The organism is Paraburkholderia sp. Ac-20340, from assembly GCF_017104965.1.
Classification (GTDB): Bacteria; Pseudomonadota; Gammaproteobacteria; order Burkholderiales; family Burkholderiaceae; genus Paraburkholderia.
The window spans coordinates 38,103-53,344 of the sequence record NZ_JAAGPR010000024.1 but is presented as its reverse complement, the minus strand read 5'-3'; the positions used below and the strand labels follow the sequence as shown (position 1 = coordinate 53,344).

General features: G+C 59.9%; 19 protein-coding genes. 10 read left to right on the top strand and 9 right to left on the bottom strand.

The window, feature by feature from the left end; translation table 11 throughout:
• Both G3N59_RS25450 and G3N59_RS25445 read left to right on the top strand, forming a co-directional pair.
• Complete coding sequence (locus G3N59_RS25450) at positions 1-915, top strand: amidohydrolase family protein (RefSeq protein ID WP_205985581.1); 915 nt, start codon at positions 1-3, stop codon at positions 913-915.
• A 167-nt stretch (positions 916-1,082) separates the two neighbouring features.
• A complete protein-coding gene (locus G3N59_RS25445) occupies positions 1,083-2,240 on the top strand; it encodes a porin (protein ID WP_205985580.1) in 1,158 nt (385 codons plus the stop codon).
• Between the two features lie 90 nt (positions 2,241-2,330).
• Here G3N59_RS25445 and G3N59_RS25440 read toward each other — a convergent pair whose 3' ends face one another.
• The 3 genes from G3N59_RS25440 to G3N59_RS25430 all read right to left on the bottom strand — a co-directional run bounded on the left by G3N59_RS25440 (position 2,331) and on the right by G3N59_RS25430 (position 4,028).
• Entirely contained in the window at positions 2,331-3,227 is an 897-nt protein-coding gene (locus G3N59_RS25440; RefSeq protein ID WP_205985579.1) for a LysR family transcriptional regulator, read from the bottom strand.
• A 55-nt stretch (positions 3,228-3,282) separates the two neighbouring features.
• Positions 3,283-3,705, bottom strand: a complete 423-nt coding sequence (locus G3N59_RS25435; protein WP_205985578.1) for a hypothetical protein — start codon at positions 3,703-3,705, stop codon at positions 3,283-3,285.
• Between the two features lie 176 nt (positions 3,706-3,881).
• Positions 3,882-4,028 (bottom strand): hypothetical protein, encoded by a 147-nt coding sequence (locus G3N59_RS25430; protein WP_205985577.1) that lies wholly within the window; start codon positions 4,026-4,028, stop codon positions 3,882-3,884.
• A 500-nt stretch (positions 4,029-4,528) separates the two neighbouring features.
• On the opposite strand from G3N59_RS25430, the gene G3N59_RS25425 reads away from it, so the two are divergent.
• The 4 genes from G3N59_RS25425 (at position 4,529) to G3N59_RS25410 (ending at position 7,958) form a co-directional block, all read left to right on the top strand.
• On the top strand, positions 4,529-5,914 hold the full coding sequence (locus G3N59_RS25425; RefSeq protein WP_346777930.1) for a Mu transposase C-terminal domain-containing protein: 1,386 nt from the start codon (positions 4,529-4,531) through the stop codon (positions 5,912-5,914).
• 8 nt (positions 5,915-5,922) lie between these two features.
• Positions 5,923-6,792, top strand: coding sequence for a TniB family NTP-binding protein (locus tag G3N59_RS25420; RefSeq protein ID WP_205985575.1), 870 nt, complete (start codon positions 5,923-5,925; stop codon positions 6,790-6,792).
• On the top strand, positions 6,770-7,297 hold the full coding sequence (locus tag G3N59_RS25415; protein ID WP_205985574.1) for a TniQ family protein: 528 nt from the start codon (positions 6,770-6,772) through the stop codon (positions 7,295-7,297). Before G3N59_RS25420 ends, G3N59_RS25415 begins: the two co-directional genes overlap by 23 nt.
• Positions 7,298-7,442: 145 nt before the next feature.
• Positions 7,443-7,958, top strand: a complete 516-nt coding sequence (locus tag G3N59_RS25410) for a hypothetical protein (protein ID WP_205985573.1) — start codon at positions 7,443-7,445, stop codon at positions 7,956-7,958.
• Positions 7,959-8,265: 307 nt separating this feature from the next.
• Here the strand turns inward: G3N59_RS25410 and G3N59_RS25405 are convergent, their stop codons facing one another.
• The 5 genes from G3N59_RS25405 to G3N59_RS25385 form a co-directional block, all read right to left on the bottom strand.
• Positions 8,266-8,541, bottom strand: a complete 276-nt coding sequence (locus G3N59_RS25405; RefSeq protein WP_205985572.1) for an XRE family transcriptional regulator — start codon at positions 8,539-8,541, stop codon at positions 8,266-8,268.
• 527 nt (positions 8,542-9,068) lie between these two features.
• Positions 9,069-9,293 (bottom strand): DUF3717 domain-containing protein, encoded by a 225-nt coding sequence (locus G3N59_RS25400; RefSeq protein WP_205985571.1) that lies wholly within the window; start codon positions 9,291-9,293, stop codon positions 9,069-9,071.
• A gap of 65 nt (positions 9,294-9,358) precedes the next feature.
• Positions 9,359-9,667, bottom strand: a complete 309-nt coding sequence (locus G3N59_RS25395; protein ID WP_205985570.1) for a hypothetical protein — start codon at positions 9,665-9,667, stop codon at positions 9,359-9,361.
• A 51-nt stretch (positions 9,668-9,718) separates the two neighbouring features.
• Positions 9,719-10,546 carry a DUF932 domain-containing protein gene (locus G3N59_RS25390; RefSeq protein ID WP_205985569.1) on the bottom strand — a complete coding sequence of 276 codons (828 nt, stop codon included), beginning with the start codon at positions 10,544-10,546 and terminating at the stop codon, positions 9,719-9,721.
• A gap of 51 nt (positions 10,547-10,597) precedes the next feature.
• Positions 10,598-11,014 carry an antirestriction protein gene (locus G3N59_RS25385; protein ID WP_205985568.1) on the bottom strand — a complete coding sequence of 139 codons (417 nt, stop codon included), beginning with the start codon at positions 11,012-11,014 and terminating at the stop codon, positions 10,598-10,600.
• Between the two features lie 224 nt (positions 11,015-11,238).
• On the opposite strand from G3N59_RS25385, the gene G3N59_RS25380 reads away from it, so the two are divergent.
• Positions 11,239-13,308, top strand: coding sequence for a ParB/RepB/Spo0J family partition protein (locus tag G3N59_RS25380; protein ID WP_205985567.1), 2,070 nt, complete (start codon positions 11,239-11,241; stop codon positions 13,306-13,308).
• A 256-nt stretch (positions 13,309-13,564) separates the two neighbouring features.
• Here G3N59_RS25380 and G3N59_RS25375 read toward each other — a convergent pair whose 3' ends face one another.
• Positions 13,565-14,059, bottom strand: a complete 495-nt coding sequence (locus G3N59_RS25375; RefSeq protein ID WP_205985566.1) for a hypothetical protein — start codon at positions 14,057-14,059, stop codon at positions 13,565-13,567.
• A 325-nt stretch (positions 14,060-14,384) separates the two neighbouring features.
• Here G3N59_RS25375 and G3N59_RS25370 point away from each other — a divergent pair, with 325 nt between their 5' ends.
• The 3 genes from G3N59_RS25370 to G3N59_RS25360 are packed head-to-tail and all read left to right on the top strand — an operon-like array spanning position 14,385 to position 15,242.
• Positions 14,385-14,639 carry a hypothetical protein gene (locus G3N59_RS25370; protein ID WP_205985565.1) on the top strand — a complete coding sequence of 85 codons (255 nt, stop codon included), beginning with the start codon at positions 14,385-14,387 and terminating at the stop codon, positions 14,637-14,639.
• Positions 14,640-14,642: 3 nt separating this feature from the next.
• Entirely contained in the window at positions 14,643-15,008 is a 366-nt protein-coding gene (gene mobC / locus G3N59_RS25365; protein WP_205985564.1) for a plasmid mobilization relaxosome protein MobC, read from the top strand.
• Between the two features lie 36 nt (positions 15,009-15,044).
• Entirely contained in the window at positions 15,045-15,242 is a 198-nt protein-coding gene (locus G3N59_RS25360) for a hypothetical protein (protein ID WP_205985563.1), read from the top strand.

Below are 15,242 nucleotides of genomic sequence, written 5' to 3'. Positions count from 1 at the left end.
ATGGACAAAACACAATCAGCGATTTACGACGGCCCAGTGATTGATGCGCATCACCACCTGTGGGATCTATCGCTGGGTAGGCACCCATGGCTTACGAGTGGGATTAGCGCTGTACCTAGGATGACTAGTATCGCTCAAAACTACGGTACTGACGAGTACGTGCGAGACCTTCGTTGTCCGCAACTCGTCGGAAGTGTCTACGTGGAGAGTCTATGGAGTGGCGACCCCCTCGAAGAGATCAAATGGGTTAATCAGCTAGACCGAACTGGTCACGAAGCCGCAAGGATTGTTGCTGCGGCTCCGCTTGGCACCGAGGCGGCGAGTGGGCTGATTCGCGAATACGCTGATCATCCTGCTATCAGAGGGGTCAGAAGCATATTAAGTTGGCACCCGGACCCTGAAAAGGCGTTTATCTCGAATCGCCATCTGTCGCGGGAGCATGATTGGCGGCGAGACGTGAGACTCTTGTTGGAAAGCGATTTGCATCTTGAGGTGATGATGTATCCGTACCAAGCGGCCGACGTTCATGATCTCGCGAAGACATTTCCTGATCTTCTCATTGTGATAAATCACTGTGGAAGCCCGATCGATCGCGACAAAGATGGGATGCTTCGATGGAAAGCGGCTATGAAAGTCTTGGCTTCGACTGGCAACGTATTTTTGAAAATCTCAAACGCGTCGATTTACGACAGAGACTGGGATGTGGTGTCGCTTTCTGACTTGACGAAAGAATGCATTCGGTGTTTTGGAGCGCAGAGAGTCATGTTCGGCTCCGATTTACCTGTATCAAAGCTGAATATGGAAACAGAGCTTCTCTTCGAGACCGCCGGCGCGACCGTAGGCGGTCTGTCCCCGGACGACCAACGTTCATTTTTCTACGAAACAGCCAAGAAAATCTATCGCTTCAATGGATGAAAGGCTGGGTTGAGCGCAACTGCGCCTCGGTGGCCGTTAACCCTTAAAGCGCACGCTAGCTGTGCGAAATGACCGAACTCCCACAGAAGGGTTGCAAGTCAAAATATCGCACTGCACGGAAGAATGTTTATAAATTAAATAGTAGTACATACAAATGGAGGAGTGCGATGAAGTCAAAAGGGAGCCTGCTTTGTGTTGCGTTATTCTTGGCTTTAAGCGAGGCGAACGCTCAGAGTAGCGTCACGATGTTTGGGGTGCTGGACGAGGGCATTAATTACACCAGCAACGCCCTAGGGCACAGTACGTTCCAGATGCACAGCGGTGATGCAGGCGCAACGCGGTGGGGATTAAAAGGGCAGGAGGATCTCGGCGGCGGTTACGCAACAATTTTCACTTTGGAGAACGGCTTTAATATCAACACCGGCAATTTTCAGGGTGGAGAGGATGGTCGGATTTTCGGACGACAATCATGGGTGGGCCTCCGATCGAATGACTACGGAACTCTCACGCTAGGACGCCAGCTTGATCCGTCCATCGATCTGTTCAGCGACACTACTGGCGTTGGGCGATTTGCCGGAAGTGTTGCATCGCACCCATTCGACAACGACAACACGAATTGGGATTTCCGGGTAAATAACGCGGTTAAGTATGTCAGCCCGACTGTGCGTGGATTCACGGTCGAAGGGATGTACGCTCTCAGCAACACGACCATCGGGCAGGCAAGCAATCGACTGTACAGCGCCGGCTTCGATTATCTTCAACAAGGCCTGAAGATAGCCGTCGTCTATCTTAAAGCGAACAATCAAGGATCTGCGGCCGGTGCAGTAACGACAGATAGCGTTTTTGCAGGGGAATCGGAGCAGCACATCGATGCTGGCGTCTCCTATACCTTCTCTCGGGCCACAGTGGGATTCGCATACTCTCGCGTCAACGTGTACCAGCCAACCTATAACGCGTATTTTTCGAGCGCTGGCACTCAGCCGCCGGGGGGAACATGGAATTCGTGGAAGTTCGACAACTTTGACGTGAACGCTCAATACACCTTAGGTCCAGACATCACGCTTGGCGCTTCGTATGTTTTCACGAATGGGCACCTGGCCGCCACCAATGGGGAATACTCTCCTAAATGGCATCAGGTGGCATTGATGGGGAGCTACTCCCTCTCGAAAAGCACCGCCGTCTATCTCCAGGGTGCCTATCAACATGTAGTGAGTGCACACACGGGGACTGACTTCGATTTTGCCCAAGTCGCCTACGCGGGGGCTGCGATGTCTTCCGGCGAAAATCAGGCTGTCGTTCGACTCGCCTTACTCCACACCTTTTGACTCTCCGACCGTCAATTGAATGCGTCATCGTGCCAATAATGGTGGCCGTTGACGGCAAGGAGTCGATGCGTTTCGGGCGTTGTGGCAAGATCAGGGCTCGGCGGCCAGCAGCGCTTTGATTAGACCAACAACTCGGCGAAGGATGGGATCGTTGTTTGTGGTCTTCCAAACAAACTCGATGTCGAGCCTGAAATCATGCTGGGTGACGGGAACGAAGGTTACCCCCTCTGGATGATACAGTTGATAAGAAAGAGGGACGATGCTGAATCCAACGCCGGATTCAACGAGGCCGACAAGCGTGGGTATGTCGTAAGCAGTGTGAGTGATGCGCGGAGTAATGTTTGCGGATTGGAAAAGGCGGCAAATGAGATCATAGGTCGCAGGCGAGCTTTCCCGCGGGAACATCACGAAATCTTCATCTCTTAAGTCTTGCAGTGTCGATGTTGGTGAAAATCGACCGCGAGAAGCTTTTGGGATCGCGATCGCGAGTGGGTCGACATACACGCTGAGGCCCGAAAGTTCTGGATCTCTGGGAGAGCGCCACGCCATCAAGCCGGCATCCAGTTCACCGGAGCGAATGCCCTCTTCTTGATGTCGTGAGAGTTTCGGCTCGATTGCGATGCGAACGTTGGGAGCATCAGCGCGCATTTTCTGAAGCAGTTCGCTTATGACCGGCAACCATCCATAGTTTGGAATTACGCCGATCTTCAGTGAGCCCGAGGCTCCGTCTTGCGCTCCTCGCACATCGCTTTTCAATTGGTCAATGCACTGTAGAATTTCCGTTGCCCGCTTGAACATTGCGTCGCCTGCACGCGTGAGCGCAACGCCGCGAGGGAGGCGATGTAGGAGCTCAGCATGAAGCTCTTCCTCAAGCATGATTATCTGACGTGACAATGCAGGTTGTGCCACGTGGAGTGCGCGAGCGGCTGCGGCGATGCTGCCATGTTCGCAGATGGCGAGGAAGTAACGAAGCTGACGTAGTTCCATGGTGAACGCTTGACAACGGGTTGTAGGTACGAGCAGATTGGGGATTGACTGCGAGTCAATGAGTAACTTTATCGTGGAGTGTCGCGCGAGTGCAATCGCCTGTGTTCGTGCAACGGCTACGGCCGCAGGTCGACGCCATCCAGCCAGAGAACGTCGAAGACGAACAACACGGTATCTGCTGGTGCGGCGTGTCGAATGCGTTCTGGAGGGCGCTGAAATCCGGTCGCCCCACGACGTTGGGCACGACGATCTCGCCATCGAGCCTCGCTCCGTGAACGGGAAGCGCGGCCAGCGCCGGCGTCAGGCCGGGCGAGCGCGCGGTCCAGTTGTGCCCGTTTTTCTTGAACAGCTGGACGCGCCCGCTTTTGATTCGCAGCATCATCCGGTAGCCGTCGAGCTTGATTTCGTACAGCCAGTTTCCGGCGGCCGGTAGTTGTTTCGCGGAGGTCGCGAATTGTGGTGCGATCTGCAGCGGCATGTCGCCGCTTGCGCCCAACGCGCGGTTCGCGACCACTCGTGCGGCTGGCATCAGCAGGCTGGTAGCTGCGAGTCGCGGCGCCGTCGAATCGAATCCCGGCGCGCGGCGATGAAGGAAAGGAAAAGCACGGTGACCGTCAGGTGAGGGGGAGGAAGGACGGTCACGTCCGGGGCTGACTAGTGGCGATGGCCACCGTGGAGCAGCCAGCCAATGCATCGGCCTGCCAGCTGTCCGAGCACGGGAAGCGGCGAGAAAAATCGGCGCGGGGATTCTGCAAATGCCTTGGCGAAGCCGAGGAGAAAATTGCTCGTTGCGGTCGTCATGTCGGCGTGCTCCTGAGACGTGGTCGTGATCCTACTGTTGAAGCCCGTCAAAACCGCTAATAGCGTCCATAGATTACGCTAATGTAAGATTGAAGTTTGACCGCACGAAATAAGGCGGAGCAGCGGTTTCGCCCCCCCTTTTAGGCGTTGCTTTTCAGCAACGCACGCACCCTCGGATGTCCGTTTATTTTGCTAACGCGTTCGGCCTGTCCTTTAATTCCGCTAACGCGTCTGACGAGGCTCGATAAGGAGCGGCGATGACGGCTTTGGAGGAAACGGATAGGCGTGCTGCAAAAGTAGCAGACATACTCCGACCGTTAGGGCGAGGACCACTTTCGAAAAAGCTCGCGGTGGTAGCTGCGAACTTGCTGGGCGTCCATTGGACTACGGTATATCGCTTGCGGCGGAAGTTTCTTGCAAATCCGATTGCGAGCGCAGTTGCCCCGAAACGCCGAGGTCCCTCTAAGGGGGACCGTCGGTTGGGAGGGGCTATCGATACTGTGATCGACGAAGTGGTGCACGTCTGGCTGCCCACTCAACGACAATTGGCGCACCCTGCAACCGATCTCATGCTGGAGATTCGACGCAGATGTGAAGTCGCCGGACTGCAACCACCAAGCCGGACCACCATCGGCCGGAGATGGGCTCAGCATCGTGAGGCAGACGCTCTGAAGCGCGCGACCCTTCCCGACGCACTGACGGCGCCAGGTTCGCTTGTCGCAAAGTACCCTCTGGAAATCGTTCAGGTCGACCATACACAAGCGGATGTGGTTCTGGTCAGCGAATACGACAGAACGGTGATCGGGCGCCCGTGGCTAACTATCGCTCTGGATGTCGCGACTAGGTGCGTGTTGAGTTTTTACGTCGGAATGGACCGTCCGGGAGCGGCTACCGTTGGTCTGCTCCTGACCAGGGCGGCACTATCCAAAGCCCCTTGGCTCGCAAAGATTGAGGCGGACGCAGACTGGCCGATGCGAGGAATTCCGCGAGTTCTCCATCTCGACAATGCGGCTGAATTCAAGAGCAGGGCGCTTCGCAGTGGGTGTCGGGAATTTGGCATCCACCTCATGTATCGTCCAGTCGGGCGTCCTCATTTCGGTGGTCACATCGAGCGGCTGAACCGCACCCTGATGGAGCGCGTCCGAGGCCTGCCGGGGGCAACCGGATCATCCCCAAAAGGCCGCAAGGCGAGGCAGTCCGAAAAGACCGCCTCGTTGACGCTTCGAGAATTCGAGCAATGGCTCGCGATCGAGATCGCCAGACGCTACCACCACGTTCCGCACCGTGGGCTGCTTGGAGCGACGCCAGCCGACACGTGGCGAATGCTCGCGCGCAACCCCGATCCGCGACAGCTGCCCGCGGCCACCGACGCTGAACTCAGGTTTCTAATTCGCTTTTTGCCTGTTGCGCAGAGAAAAATCCAGGCTGATGGACTGACGCTTTTCCATGTTCGTTACTGGCATCCAATTTTCGTTGCCTGGCGCCAGACCCGGCGTGCCGTCACCGTTCGGTACCATCCTGAGGATCTCTCGCGTGTCTTCGTGACGGCAGGACGGGGCGAGTACCTCGAAGTCCGTTACGCAGACATGCGCCGGCCAGCCATTTCTCTTTTCGAACATCGGGCAGCGTTGCAAGCCATTCGGTCGGAAGGGCAGCGCACTGTCTCGGAAGCGATGATTTTTAGGACGATAGAAGAGCAACGGCGCGTGATCGCCAAAGCCAGGCAGACAACGGCCCGCGCTCTGCGACGGTCACGCAAAAAGAACGTCCCCCTGGAAGAGTTGCTTGACAGGATTGTCCCGTTTAGGGGTGAGACGGCGGAGCAGCAGGCTGAAACGGTCGATTACGCCATGCCAGTTCAGGCCTTCGATGTCGAGCAATGGTGAGGTGACACATGAAGGACGGGACGCTTGCCCATTTGCTACCGGCCGCCAGAAAGCAGGCGGAGTTAGGAAACGACGAACGAATTCTCGGACTTCTACGCGACCGTTGGATCGATTATCCCCGCGCGACGCAAGCCCTGCAGCAACTTGAGCGCCTTTATGAGACTCCGCGCCGCGACCGGATGCCGTGCCTGCTCTTGCACGGTGATTCAAATATTGGCAAGACGAAAATCACGGCCAAATTTCGGCGTGCGCATCCCAACGAGTTTGACGAGCGAAGCGGAGTCGAACGCTGTCCGGTTGTGGCAATGCAGATGCCACCGACCCCGGACCAGCATCGATTCTATTCGGGCTTACTGTTCGAGCTAGGCGCCCCTCATAATGCAGCGGCCGGACTTGCATCCCTTGAACGATTAGCTCGCGAGATACTGAAGCGGGTGTCGCCACGAATGCTGGTTGTCGATGAGGTCCACCACCTACTGGCGGGCACGTATCGCGAGCAGCGCGCATCGCTGAACCTCCTCAAGTTCCTGGCCAACGACCTTCAGATCAGCATGGTTCTGGTCGGCACTCGCGACGCCGTACTCGCGCTTCAAACAGATACCCAGATGATAAGTCGTTATACGCCGTTCGAAATACCACGATGGCGGGAGAGCGATGGTCTGAGGCGGCTTCTCGCGGCGTTCGAACGCGTGCTGCCACTGCGCAAGCCATCGGATCTCGCGCGACGCGAGATCGTTCAATTTGTTCTGAGCGCGAGCGGCGGACTGACCGGCGAGATATCCGCGTTGCTGAACAACGCAGCCGAACTATCAATTCGCAACGGCGACGAATTTATCGGCCTCACGCACCTTGAACATGTCTGCCGAATCGCGCAGTAATGTCGTCCCGTGGCCGATTGCTCCGAGGCCCTTCTACGAGGAAGCCTTCGGAAGCTGGTTAGGCCGTGTCGCGGCGCGATACCAGGTGAGCGTTGCAATGCTGTGGGAGGTTGGCACAAGCGAGGAACTGCCCGCGCTCGGAACTGCCGGATGGATTCTTTTCCCTCCAATTTCGCAGTCAGCGCTCCATCGATTCGCAACGCTCGCACGTCTTGATGACGAGAGATTGAGGTACATCCAGACGCCATCTGCTTGGCTCATTGATCGGCGCTGCATGCCGTACTGCTTCAGATGCCTTGTGCTGAATGACGCGGACGTATCGGCGCCTCGCTGGAAACGTGAGTGGCTGGAACCAACAGCGAAATTCTGTAGCGTGCACCGCACGCTCCTAGAAACAGTCCCCGCTTCTGTATTTCGCCGGTCAGGTCACTTCGCTGCTGCGCTGGACGCGATCAGCCGTCATCGCGAGATGCGTATGTTCAATAACAGCGGTCGGCTGCGTTAGCGGAATTAATGGACACGATTAGCGCTCCAACGGACACCATTAGCGGAATCTCCGAACTTCAACACCTCGTGACAGATCCGGCACAGCCTAGCGCGTGCCGGCCCTCCATGATACTGTATATCTATACAGTATCATGGGAGCAGTCATGGAACCCCTATTTGAATGGAAGTGGGCTTACTGGGACGAGTCACGTGCCCGCTTTGTCGAGACGCCAGTCTGGATGACCGACGACGAAGCCCGGTGTGACTGGTTTGCCTACGACGACATGCGCTCGCGAAAACTCGAGCACACCAGACGCGACCGTCACCGCGGGGAGAATCCGATTGTTGAGCCGCCGGAGAGCGAAGTGGACTGGGCCAAGGAACGGCGCGTGCGTGGCGAACGCTCGCGCTATGGTCTACCGCCGTTCGTCACCCCGACCTACCAGGAGCTCCGCCGCACGTGGCGAGAACACCCGATTCCCGAGGTGAAGTGCTTGGCCCTCGAAGTGCAGACTGGCCGGCATGAGTTGTCCGAACTCGAGGCGATGGTCGCGGATGCGCTCTGGCATGTCGACAAGGAAAGCGCGACTATCGACTATGCGCGCAAGGAACTCCGGCGAATCCGGCGCCGGTTGATGCAGGTAGTGCAGCGCATTGGCCCGGTGACCGAGAAGCGCTAACCGCACTCGGCTTCGGGATGGTAATTAAGCTCGCCGCTTGAGACGAGGCCTGTCGGGTTCAACGCCACGCGAGCTTCATTTGTGACAGCACATCGTCCTCGCATATCACCTTTTGTGAGGCAAGACTGCCGGTAGGGCGCCGCTGGCCAGAGCCAACGGGATGGATCTAACAGGCAGCCCATGTGGACCCGCGCGTCGTTCAGTACCACGCGCGACTCTTCCACGCCAACCCGATGATCGCCGATCTGCTCTTTTCACGTGCTGCCGATTGCCCGGCAGGATGGTCAGGTTCTCATTGCTATCGAAGTTAGCCTTGTCTAGTTTCATTCCAGATGGTGCCTAAACCCGCCGCGTGGCACAAAAGTGCCCACGCAGCGTAGGGAATGTCCGACTCCTGGCTAATCCAGCGACGTATCTGACGGCCACCGCCCTTTTCGCTCAAGCCTACGAAATCGGCGGCTTCGCGTCCTGTCAGGCCCGCGCGACGGATGACCTCACGAATCTCTGGGCCGGTGGGCTGTTCCCAGCCTCGCACCCAGGGAACCAGACACTGTGGGCGAATATTTGTATGAAAATCGCTCATTGGTACCTCTTGTTGACCTTTCTCGCGGCGATGGCCTGCAGGCGCCGTTTGATATCCAGCCCCCACGGCTTGCGCCGCGGGGAATACACGCGCCCTGCGGGCGCTTGACGACCCCGGCCGATGGACTGCCTGGGCCGTACCGGATCGTCACGCCGCGATCCGCGGCGCGCCGGCGCTCTCCCCGCGCCTGCGGCGCGGGTCCCCGTGCGCCTCGATCCGGGCGCGCGGCGCGCGCGATGCACCCGTGATTATTCCACCCCCCACGGCTTACGCCGTTGGGGATACACGCGCCCTGCGGGCGCTTGACGACCCCGGCAGTGGTTTGCCAGGGCCCAACCGGATCGTCACGCCGCGATCCGCGGCGCGCCGGCGCTCTCCCCGCGCCTTGCGGCGCGGGTCCCCGTGCGCCTCGATCCGGGCGCGCGGCGCGCGCGACGCACGTGTGATTATCCCGCCTCCCGGGCTTGCAGCGAGGCGGGTGGGCAGCGTGTGCGCCCCTAGACGCGCAGGGACGGGGCGCGAGGATATCACGGTCGCGGGGGCCGGTAATCCAGTCCGAGACGTACCGCATCCAACTGCTCGGGCGTGAGCCCCGACACATCAACAGTTGTGGCGCGCTCATAGATCATCAGCCCGTACACGTCAGCGAGCGTGCACGCTCTTGCACACAGCGCACCGTCCAGAGGCGGTTCCCGGGCGCACCAGAAGTTAATGGCCTGTTCGAGTTCGGCAATGGTCAAAGTGTTGGTCATAAGTCTCTCACAGGCCCGCGTGAGCTTCGCGCGGGCGTCGAAAAAAATGATAAGGATGACGAACGTTAATGCAGATTACCCCGAGGTTCCATGAGCATCGCAACGGGCGCACAGGGCGGCACGCGCTCGAAGTCAGCCAGGGCGGCGTGGACGATGGTGAGCAACTCCTCGCGGTGCATCTCTGTCGGGTTGCCGTCGCGATCGAGCATAGTGGCAATGCGCCTGAGCGCGTCGGCGGATTGTGCAGCCGCATCGGCCGACAGGGCCATGCGGTAGAGTTCGCCGCGAACAGTGCCCCGGTCTCCGTACTGCCAGACAGCCAGGAGGGGCAGCAGGGCGGCCAGCCACGAAGGACGGGTATTGAGCGGGTCCATGTGATTCCCCTGTCGAGTACACGCCCCGACCGTGAGGCCGGGGCGTTCCGGTTAGCCGCGCAGGCGGCGCAGTTCGTCGGCCAGCACCCACAGGGCGCGATTCAGGCGGATGTTCTGATCTATACCCGTGACGGCCCGGGTCGTCGTGGCCCGACCACTCGCATTGCGACCATGCAGCCCGCCGCGAATCATGTTTTCCTGGACACGGTTGAAGGTGGTCCAGAGATCGGGCGCGCGATCTTCCATCCGGCGCGGCGCGAGAAGTTGACGTTCCGTGACCGGCGCAGGCTTGTCCTCGTCATAGCGCAACGTGAGTGCTGCGCGGGCAAAGGCCATCTGTTCCCCCTCATCGAGTACCGTCGCCGCCATGCCTTCACGCTGCTGCGCCGTTTCATCGAAGCTTTTCAGCACCCTGAACGCGCCTTCGATCACCTCGCCGATCACATCGCCCTTGTGCGGGATGCGGATGTCGTTCAGCACATTGCCGCACACAATGCCGTTCTGGCATGCCCAGCGGAACATTCCGGCGATCATCTGGTAACTGCTGGCCCCGTTGTGGCTGTTCAACAGGATTACCTCATTGGCCTCCGGTCCGTTGATCTGGTCGGCATGGCGCAGGCGGAGCAGGTGCTTGGTGTAGTCACGCATGCCCTCATTTCGAACGCGGGTCTGGCAGACCATGAAGGGCTGAAAACCTTCCTTGCGCAGGGCATCGAGCACATCAATGGTCGGAATGTAGCTGTAGCGCGCCGAGCGGCTTTCGTGCGCGGATTGCGCCAGGATAGAAGGCGCGACCTCTGCAATCTCGTCATTCGACAGCGGGTGATCCGCGCGCAGGACAGCGGCATTACTGCTAAAGCGGCTTGCAAGCGTATTCATGTTTTTCTCCAAAGAAGCAGCAGACCCGGCCCGAAGACCGGGGTCGATCTGTTAATCGATGGCGCGCAGGATGTTGGCGGCTTCCACGTGCTGCGTGGCAAACTCACGCAACTGGTGGAAACGGTCGATGATGGTGTCGTCCTGCGTCTTTTCCGCGAGGTGACACAGGGCGAAGAGGGTCACGGTGATGCCGAAGGCATCCGCGCCCATCATGTCGTTGTAGCCGTTCAGATGCCAGCGCACATGCACACGGCCCATGTTGACCGGAGCCATGTAGAAGCCACCGTTGGACAGCGCGAAGTAATTCCACGAGCCATGGTCGTAATTGCTGCACAGGCGTGCGGCCCAGTCATAAACGAGCGATTCGCCCGCGACGTAATGACCGCCGAGATAGCGCGGCAAGACCATCAGTCTCAGTTCATGGGGGACGACAGCGGAAGTAATGCGGTTCTGGATTTCGTTGGTCATCGGATATCTCCGGTTATCGACCGAAACGTTTCGGCCTCAATGTCAGTATAGGGCAATTTGCCCTATACAAAAGAGCAGTTATTATTTTAATTTTGAATTGACATTTCGCCGTGATAGATATTTTTTTTGCGGACGAGTTTGCGTTATTTATTTATGATAGGGCAAATTGCCCTATAATGAAATTGAGGCCAGAGTTGTTCTGGTCGCTAACCGGAGAAAACCCGATGAAAGACAGCATCCCTGCAGTAAACCTCGCGGCCAGCCAGCCCGACCTCAATGGCGGGCGTATCGAATACGTCGCCTATTCCCGCCTTGCGCTCTCGCCGCTGAACGTGCGCAAGAAAGCACCCGGCGGCATTGAGGCACTGGCCGAAACCATCCACGAAAAAGGGCTGATCCAGAACCTCGTAGTGCATGAACTCGAGGGGCGTACGAAGCTGCCCCGTCTGGGCGTGTGCGCGGGCCAGCGCCGTCTCGCAGCGCTCGACCTGCTGTTTGAGCAGGACCGGATTGCGAAGGACTACCTGGTGCCGGTACTGGTCGTGAGCGAAGGTGAAGCCCTCGCCACGTCGCTGATCGAAAACCGCGAGCGCGAGGACATGCACATCGCGGACGAATGCGTGGCCTTCCGGCTGCTGATGGAGGAGGGCAAGAGCGTGGCGCATATCGCCGCCCTGTTCAAGATTCCGGAGGTCGCCGTGCGGCGAGCGCTGAAAATCGCGAACCTTGCCCCCGCGCTGCTGGACCTGCTGCGCGATGACGGGCTGGACTTCGAGCAGGCCAAGGCGCTCGTGCTGGCCGACGATCACGCGACACAGGAGCGCATCTGGAACGAAGCCGTCAACGGCTGGCAGCGCCGCCCCGCCGAACTGCGCGCGGCCATCACGCGCGAGGAAATCGACGCGCGGGAGAATGCCCTGGCGCGGTTCGTGGGCCTCGATGCCTACGAGGCGGCGGGCGGTCGCGTGCGCCGCGATCTGTTCAGCGTCGATGAGCACGCCGGATATATTGAGGATGCCGAATTGTTGCACCGCCTGGCATCGGACCGGCTTATCGAGCTATCGCAGGCGGTCGCCGCAGAAGGCTGGTCATTCGTCGAGACCCGCACGCGATACGAACCGATGGAAATCATGCGTCACGGTCGCGTCGGTTCGACTACGCGCAAGCCCACGAAAAAAGAAAAGACGGAGCTTGCGGAACTCACCGCAACGCGCGACGCCGCGCAGGGCGAGCTCGACGCGTACTACGACGACGACGGCGAACCGGACGAGGTGCGGCAGGAGCGGCTGGAGGCGGCGGCCACCGCCGCGACGTATGCAGTTGACCAGTACGTGGAGCGGTTCGAGACGTTCGACGCCGAGGACATGAAGCGGGCGGGCGCCTATGTCTATCTGGATGGCGAGGGGCGGGTGTGCATCGAGCGCGGCCTGGTGCGCCGGGAAGCGACGGCGGTTGCAGAGGCGGGTGGCTCGCATCCGGGCGGTGCGATGACGGGCGTGGCACGCGCACCGAAGGAGCGACCCCTGCACGGCGAGAAGTTGTGCAGGCGGTTGACCGCGCATCGCACCGCCGCTGTGCAGGTCGAGCTTGCGCAGCAGCCCGGCGTGGCGCTAGCCGTGCTGATGCAGCGCATGATTCCTGTCGTGTTCGATGACCTTTACGGGGAGGTTTACATCAACCACGCGGTCAAGATCGACGTGCATACTTCGCGCGACGCGCTGGTGTCCAGTGCCGATGACATGGCCGAGGCCTTAGCCTGGAAGGAAATGGAAGCGGAGCGCTCGAAATGGGCGAACCTGTTGCCCAGGCGCGCAGACGAACTGCTGCCCTGGCTGCTGCAACAGGACACGGACGTCATGTCGAATCTCTTCGCCTTCTGCGTCGCGGCCACCGTGGACGGGATCAGTGGGGTGGACCGTCCGCACCCGGTCAACGAGGTTGCGAATACGCTCGCCGTGGATCTCGCCCGCTACTGGAAACCCACCCGAGCGGGCTATTTCGACCACGTCCCGAAAGACCGGATTGTGGCCGTGGTCGGGGAGAGCGTGTCGCCGCAGGCGGCGGGAGAACTGCGCGGCATGAAGAAGGGCGACGCGGCCACGGTGGCAGAACGGCGCATGACGGATTCGGGCTGGTTGCCGGAAGTGTTGCGTAACCGTGCGGTTCCGGAGCGCGTCACGTACGGATGGCGCGAGGACGATGACGACGTGGATGGCGACGACGCCGGATCGAATGAGGACGAGGCGAGCGACGCACCTGCCGAGGCAGAGGGGGAGGACGCCGTGGCAATTTGAACGCGCACCATCGAACTTCAGACATTCACATGGAGCCGTCCGGGCGCAAGCCTGGGCGGTTTTTTCATTGTGTGTCCACACAAATAGGGGCGGATAAAACGGCTCGCCTGAACCCGCTCTGCTGCTGACGAATTTAGGACCTGCCCGGACTGCCTGGCTATCGCGCGCGCCGCGCGCCCGTATCGAGGGCCTTGGGGACCCGCGCAGTAGCGCGGGGAGAGGCCCGACCCGGCGCAGCGCGGCGGGGCGATGCGGTTCAGCGCTGGACCTGGGGCGGATTGTGCTTTCGCTTCATTGCCTCCAGTTCGTCCCCTGTGAGGACGGGATCGGCGTATTGCTGAGCGTAGAGTTTGCTGACCTGGATGGCGGGCAGGGTCGGATTTTCGCGGCGCAATTGGTTGGCTGTTTTTATCGTCCGGCCGCTCTCCAGGGTTTCGGTTTCGACGGCCTGTGAGGTGGGGGCAGGGGAAGGATCGGGGTCGCGGGAAGGCTTGGCGGCGGCCGCGCTCCGACGCGGCGTGTTGCGGCGTTTGCGGATGCGGTAAAGCGCCTTGTCGAACGTGTGCAGGCTCATCGTGAAGCCGCTTTCGTGAAGGCGGGCGAGCACGTCCTTGCGGGATATGCCGCGCGCGAAGGCAGCTTCGATATGCTCAATGAGTTCGGCGAGGCGGGCGCATTCGGAGCGCTTGGCGTGGGTGTCGTGTTCGGGGGCCAGGAGCGCGACGGCGCGCTGGGTGTCGATGTTGGGCATGGAGGGCGGAGGCCTTGGGCGTGGGGTAATCATGCCATGAAGGCGGGATAGCATGTCATGCATATGGGATAAAGATGGGGTGAGGTGTCCTAATTGAGGGGTATTTGTGTGATACTGAGGACGTAGCGACGGTCGCAACGATGCGAAGGAGGCACGACGGATATGTTTACGCAACGCTACGCGTTGCCTAAAATATCCCGTGCCAAAGGGTGCGAGCCCCTTTGAAACCCCGACTCGGGCCACTGCCCGAGTCCATCGCGCTGGCGACCTTTGTCGTCAACTCTAAGCACTGCCTGGTATGCAATATGAATACGGAGGCGAGCCGATGATTCCGGACAGCGAATGGGTAATCCAGCTTGTGGTGCGGCCGCGAGCCGACGAGCGCAACAGCGAGCCGCGTTACCTGCCCTGGGCGGGCTACACGCGGCCGATGACTGGCGACCAGGCCATGCGCGCCCTGCGCGCATGCGAGGTGCGATGGCCGGAATACGAGTTCCGCGCCCAGCCGATCGACCGTGACGAAGCGCGTTTCACACTGCCCGGGCAGGCGGCGAACTGGTCGCACCCGGCGGGGCTGTAGGGCATGCCACGCAAGAAAAGCCACGACGGCGCAGGCCTTGGCAAGCCCATCGCGTTCAGGCTGTCTGAGGCCGATCGCGAAGCGTATCTCGCGAAGGTGGTGGCCTCGGGCCTCACGCAATCCGAGTTTTTCCGGCAGGCGGTGCTCACGAACCGTACGCAGGTGATCGCGCGGCCGGTGTCGAGCGCCGACCGCAAGCGCCTGCTCTACATCTTCAGCAAGACCTCCAATAACCTGAACCAGATCGCGCACCGGGCGAATGCCGAGCACGTGCGCGGCAAGCTGTCGGAGGCGACGTACGAACAGTTGCTCACGCAACTGCAGATGATCGCGCGTTACCTGAACAGCACACTGGGAAAAGTGGACTGAGCGCTGATGAGAACCGACAGGAGGCAGGCAGCGGTAATGGCCGTCGTACAGCTCAAGACGAAGATGCATGTAAGTCCCGGGCTTGATGACGAGCGCCGGAGGACACCGGCGAACTGCGCCGCGGCGAGTCGGGCGGTGGAAGGCGTCGCCGCGTCGCTGCCGACCATCATTCACAGGACCCTCATACACCGGATCGAGCGAGCGGAGCAGTGGCTCACGCAGCAGGAGGGCTGA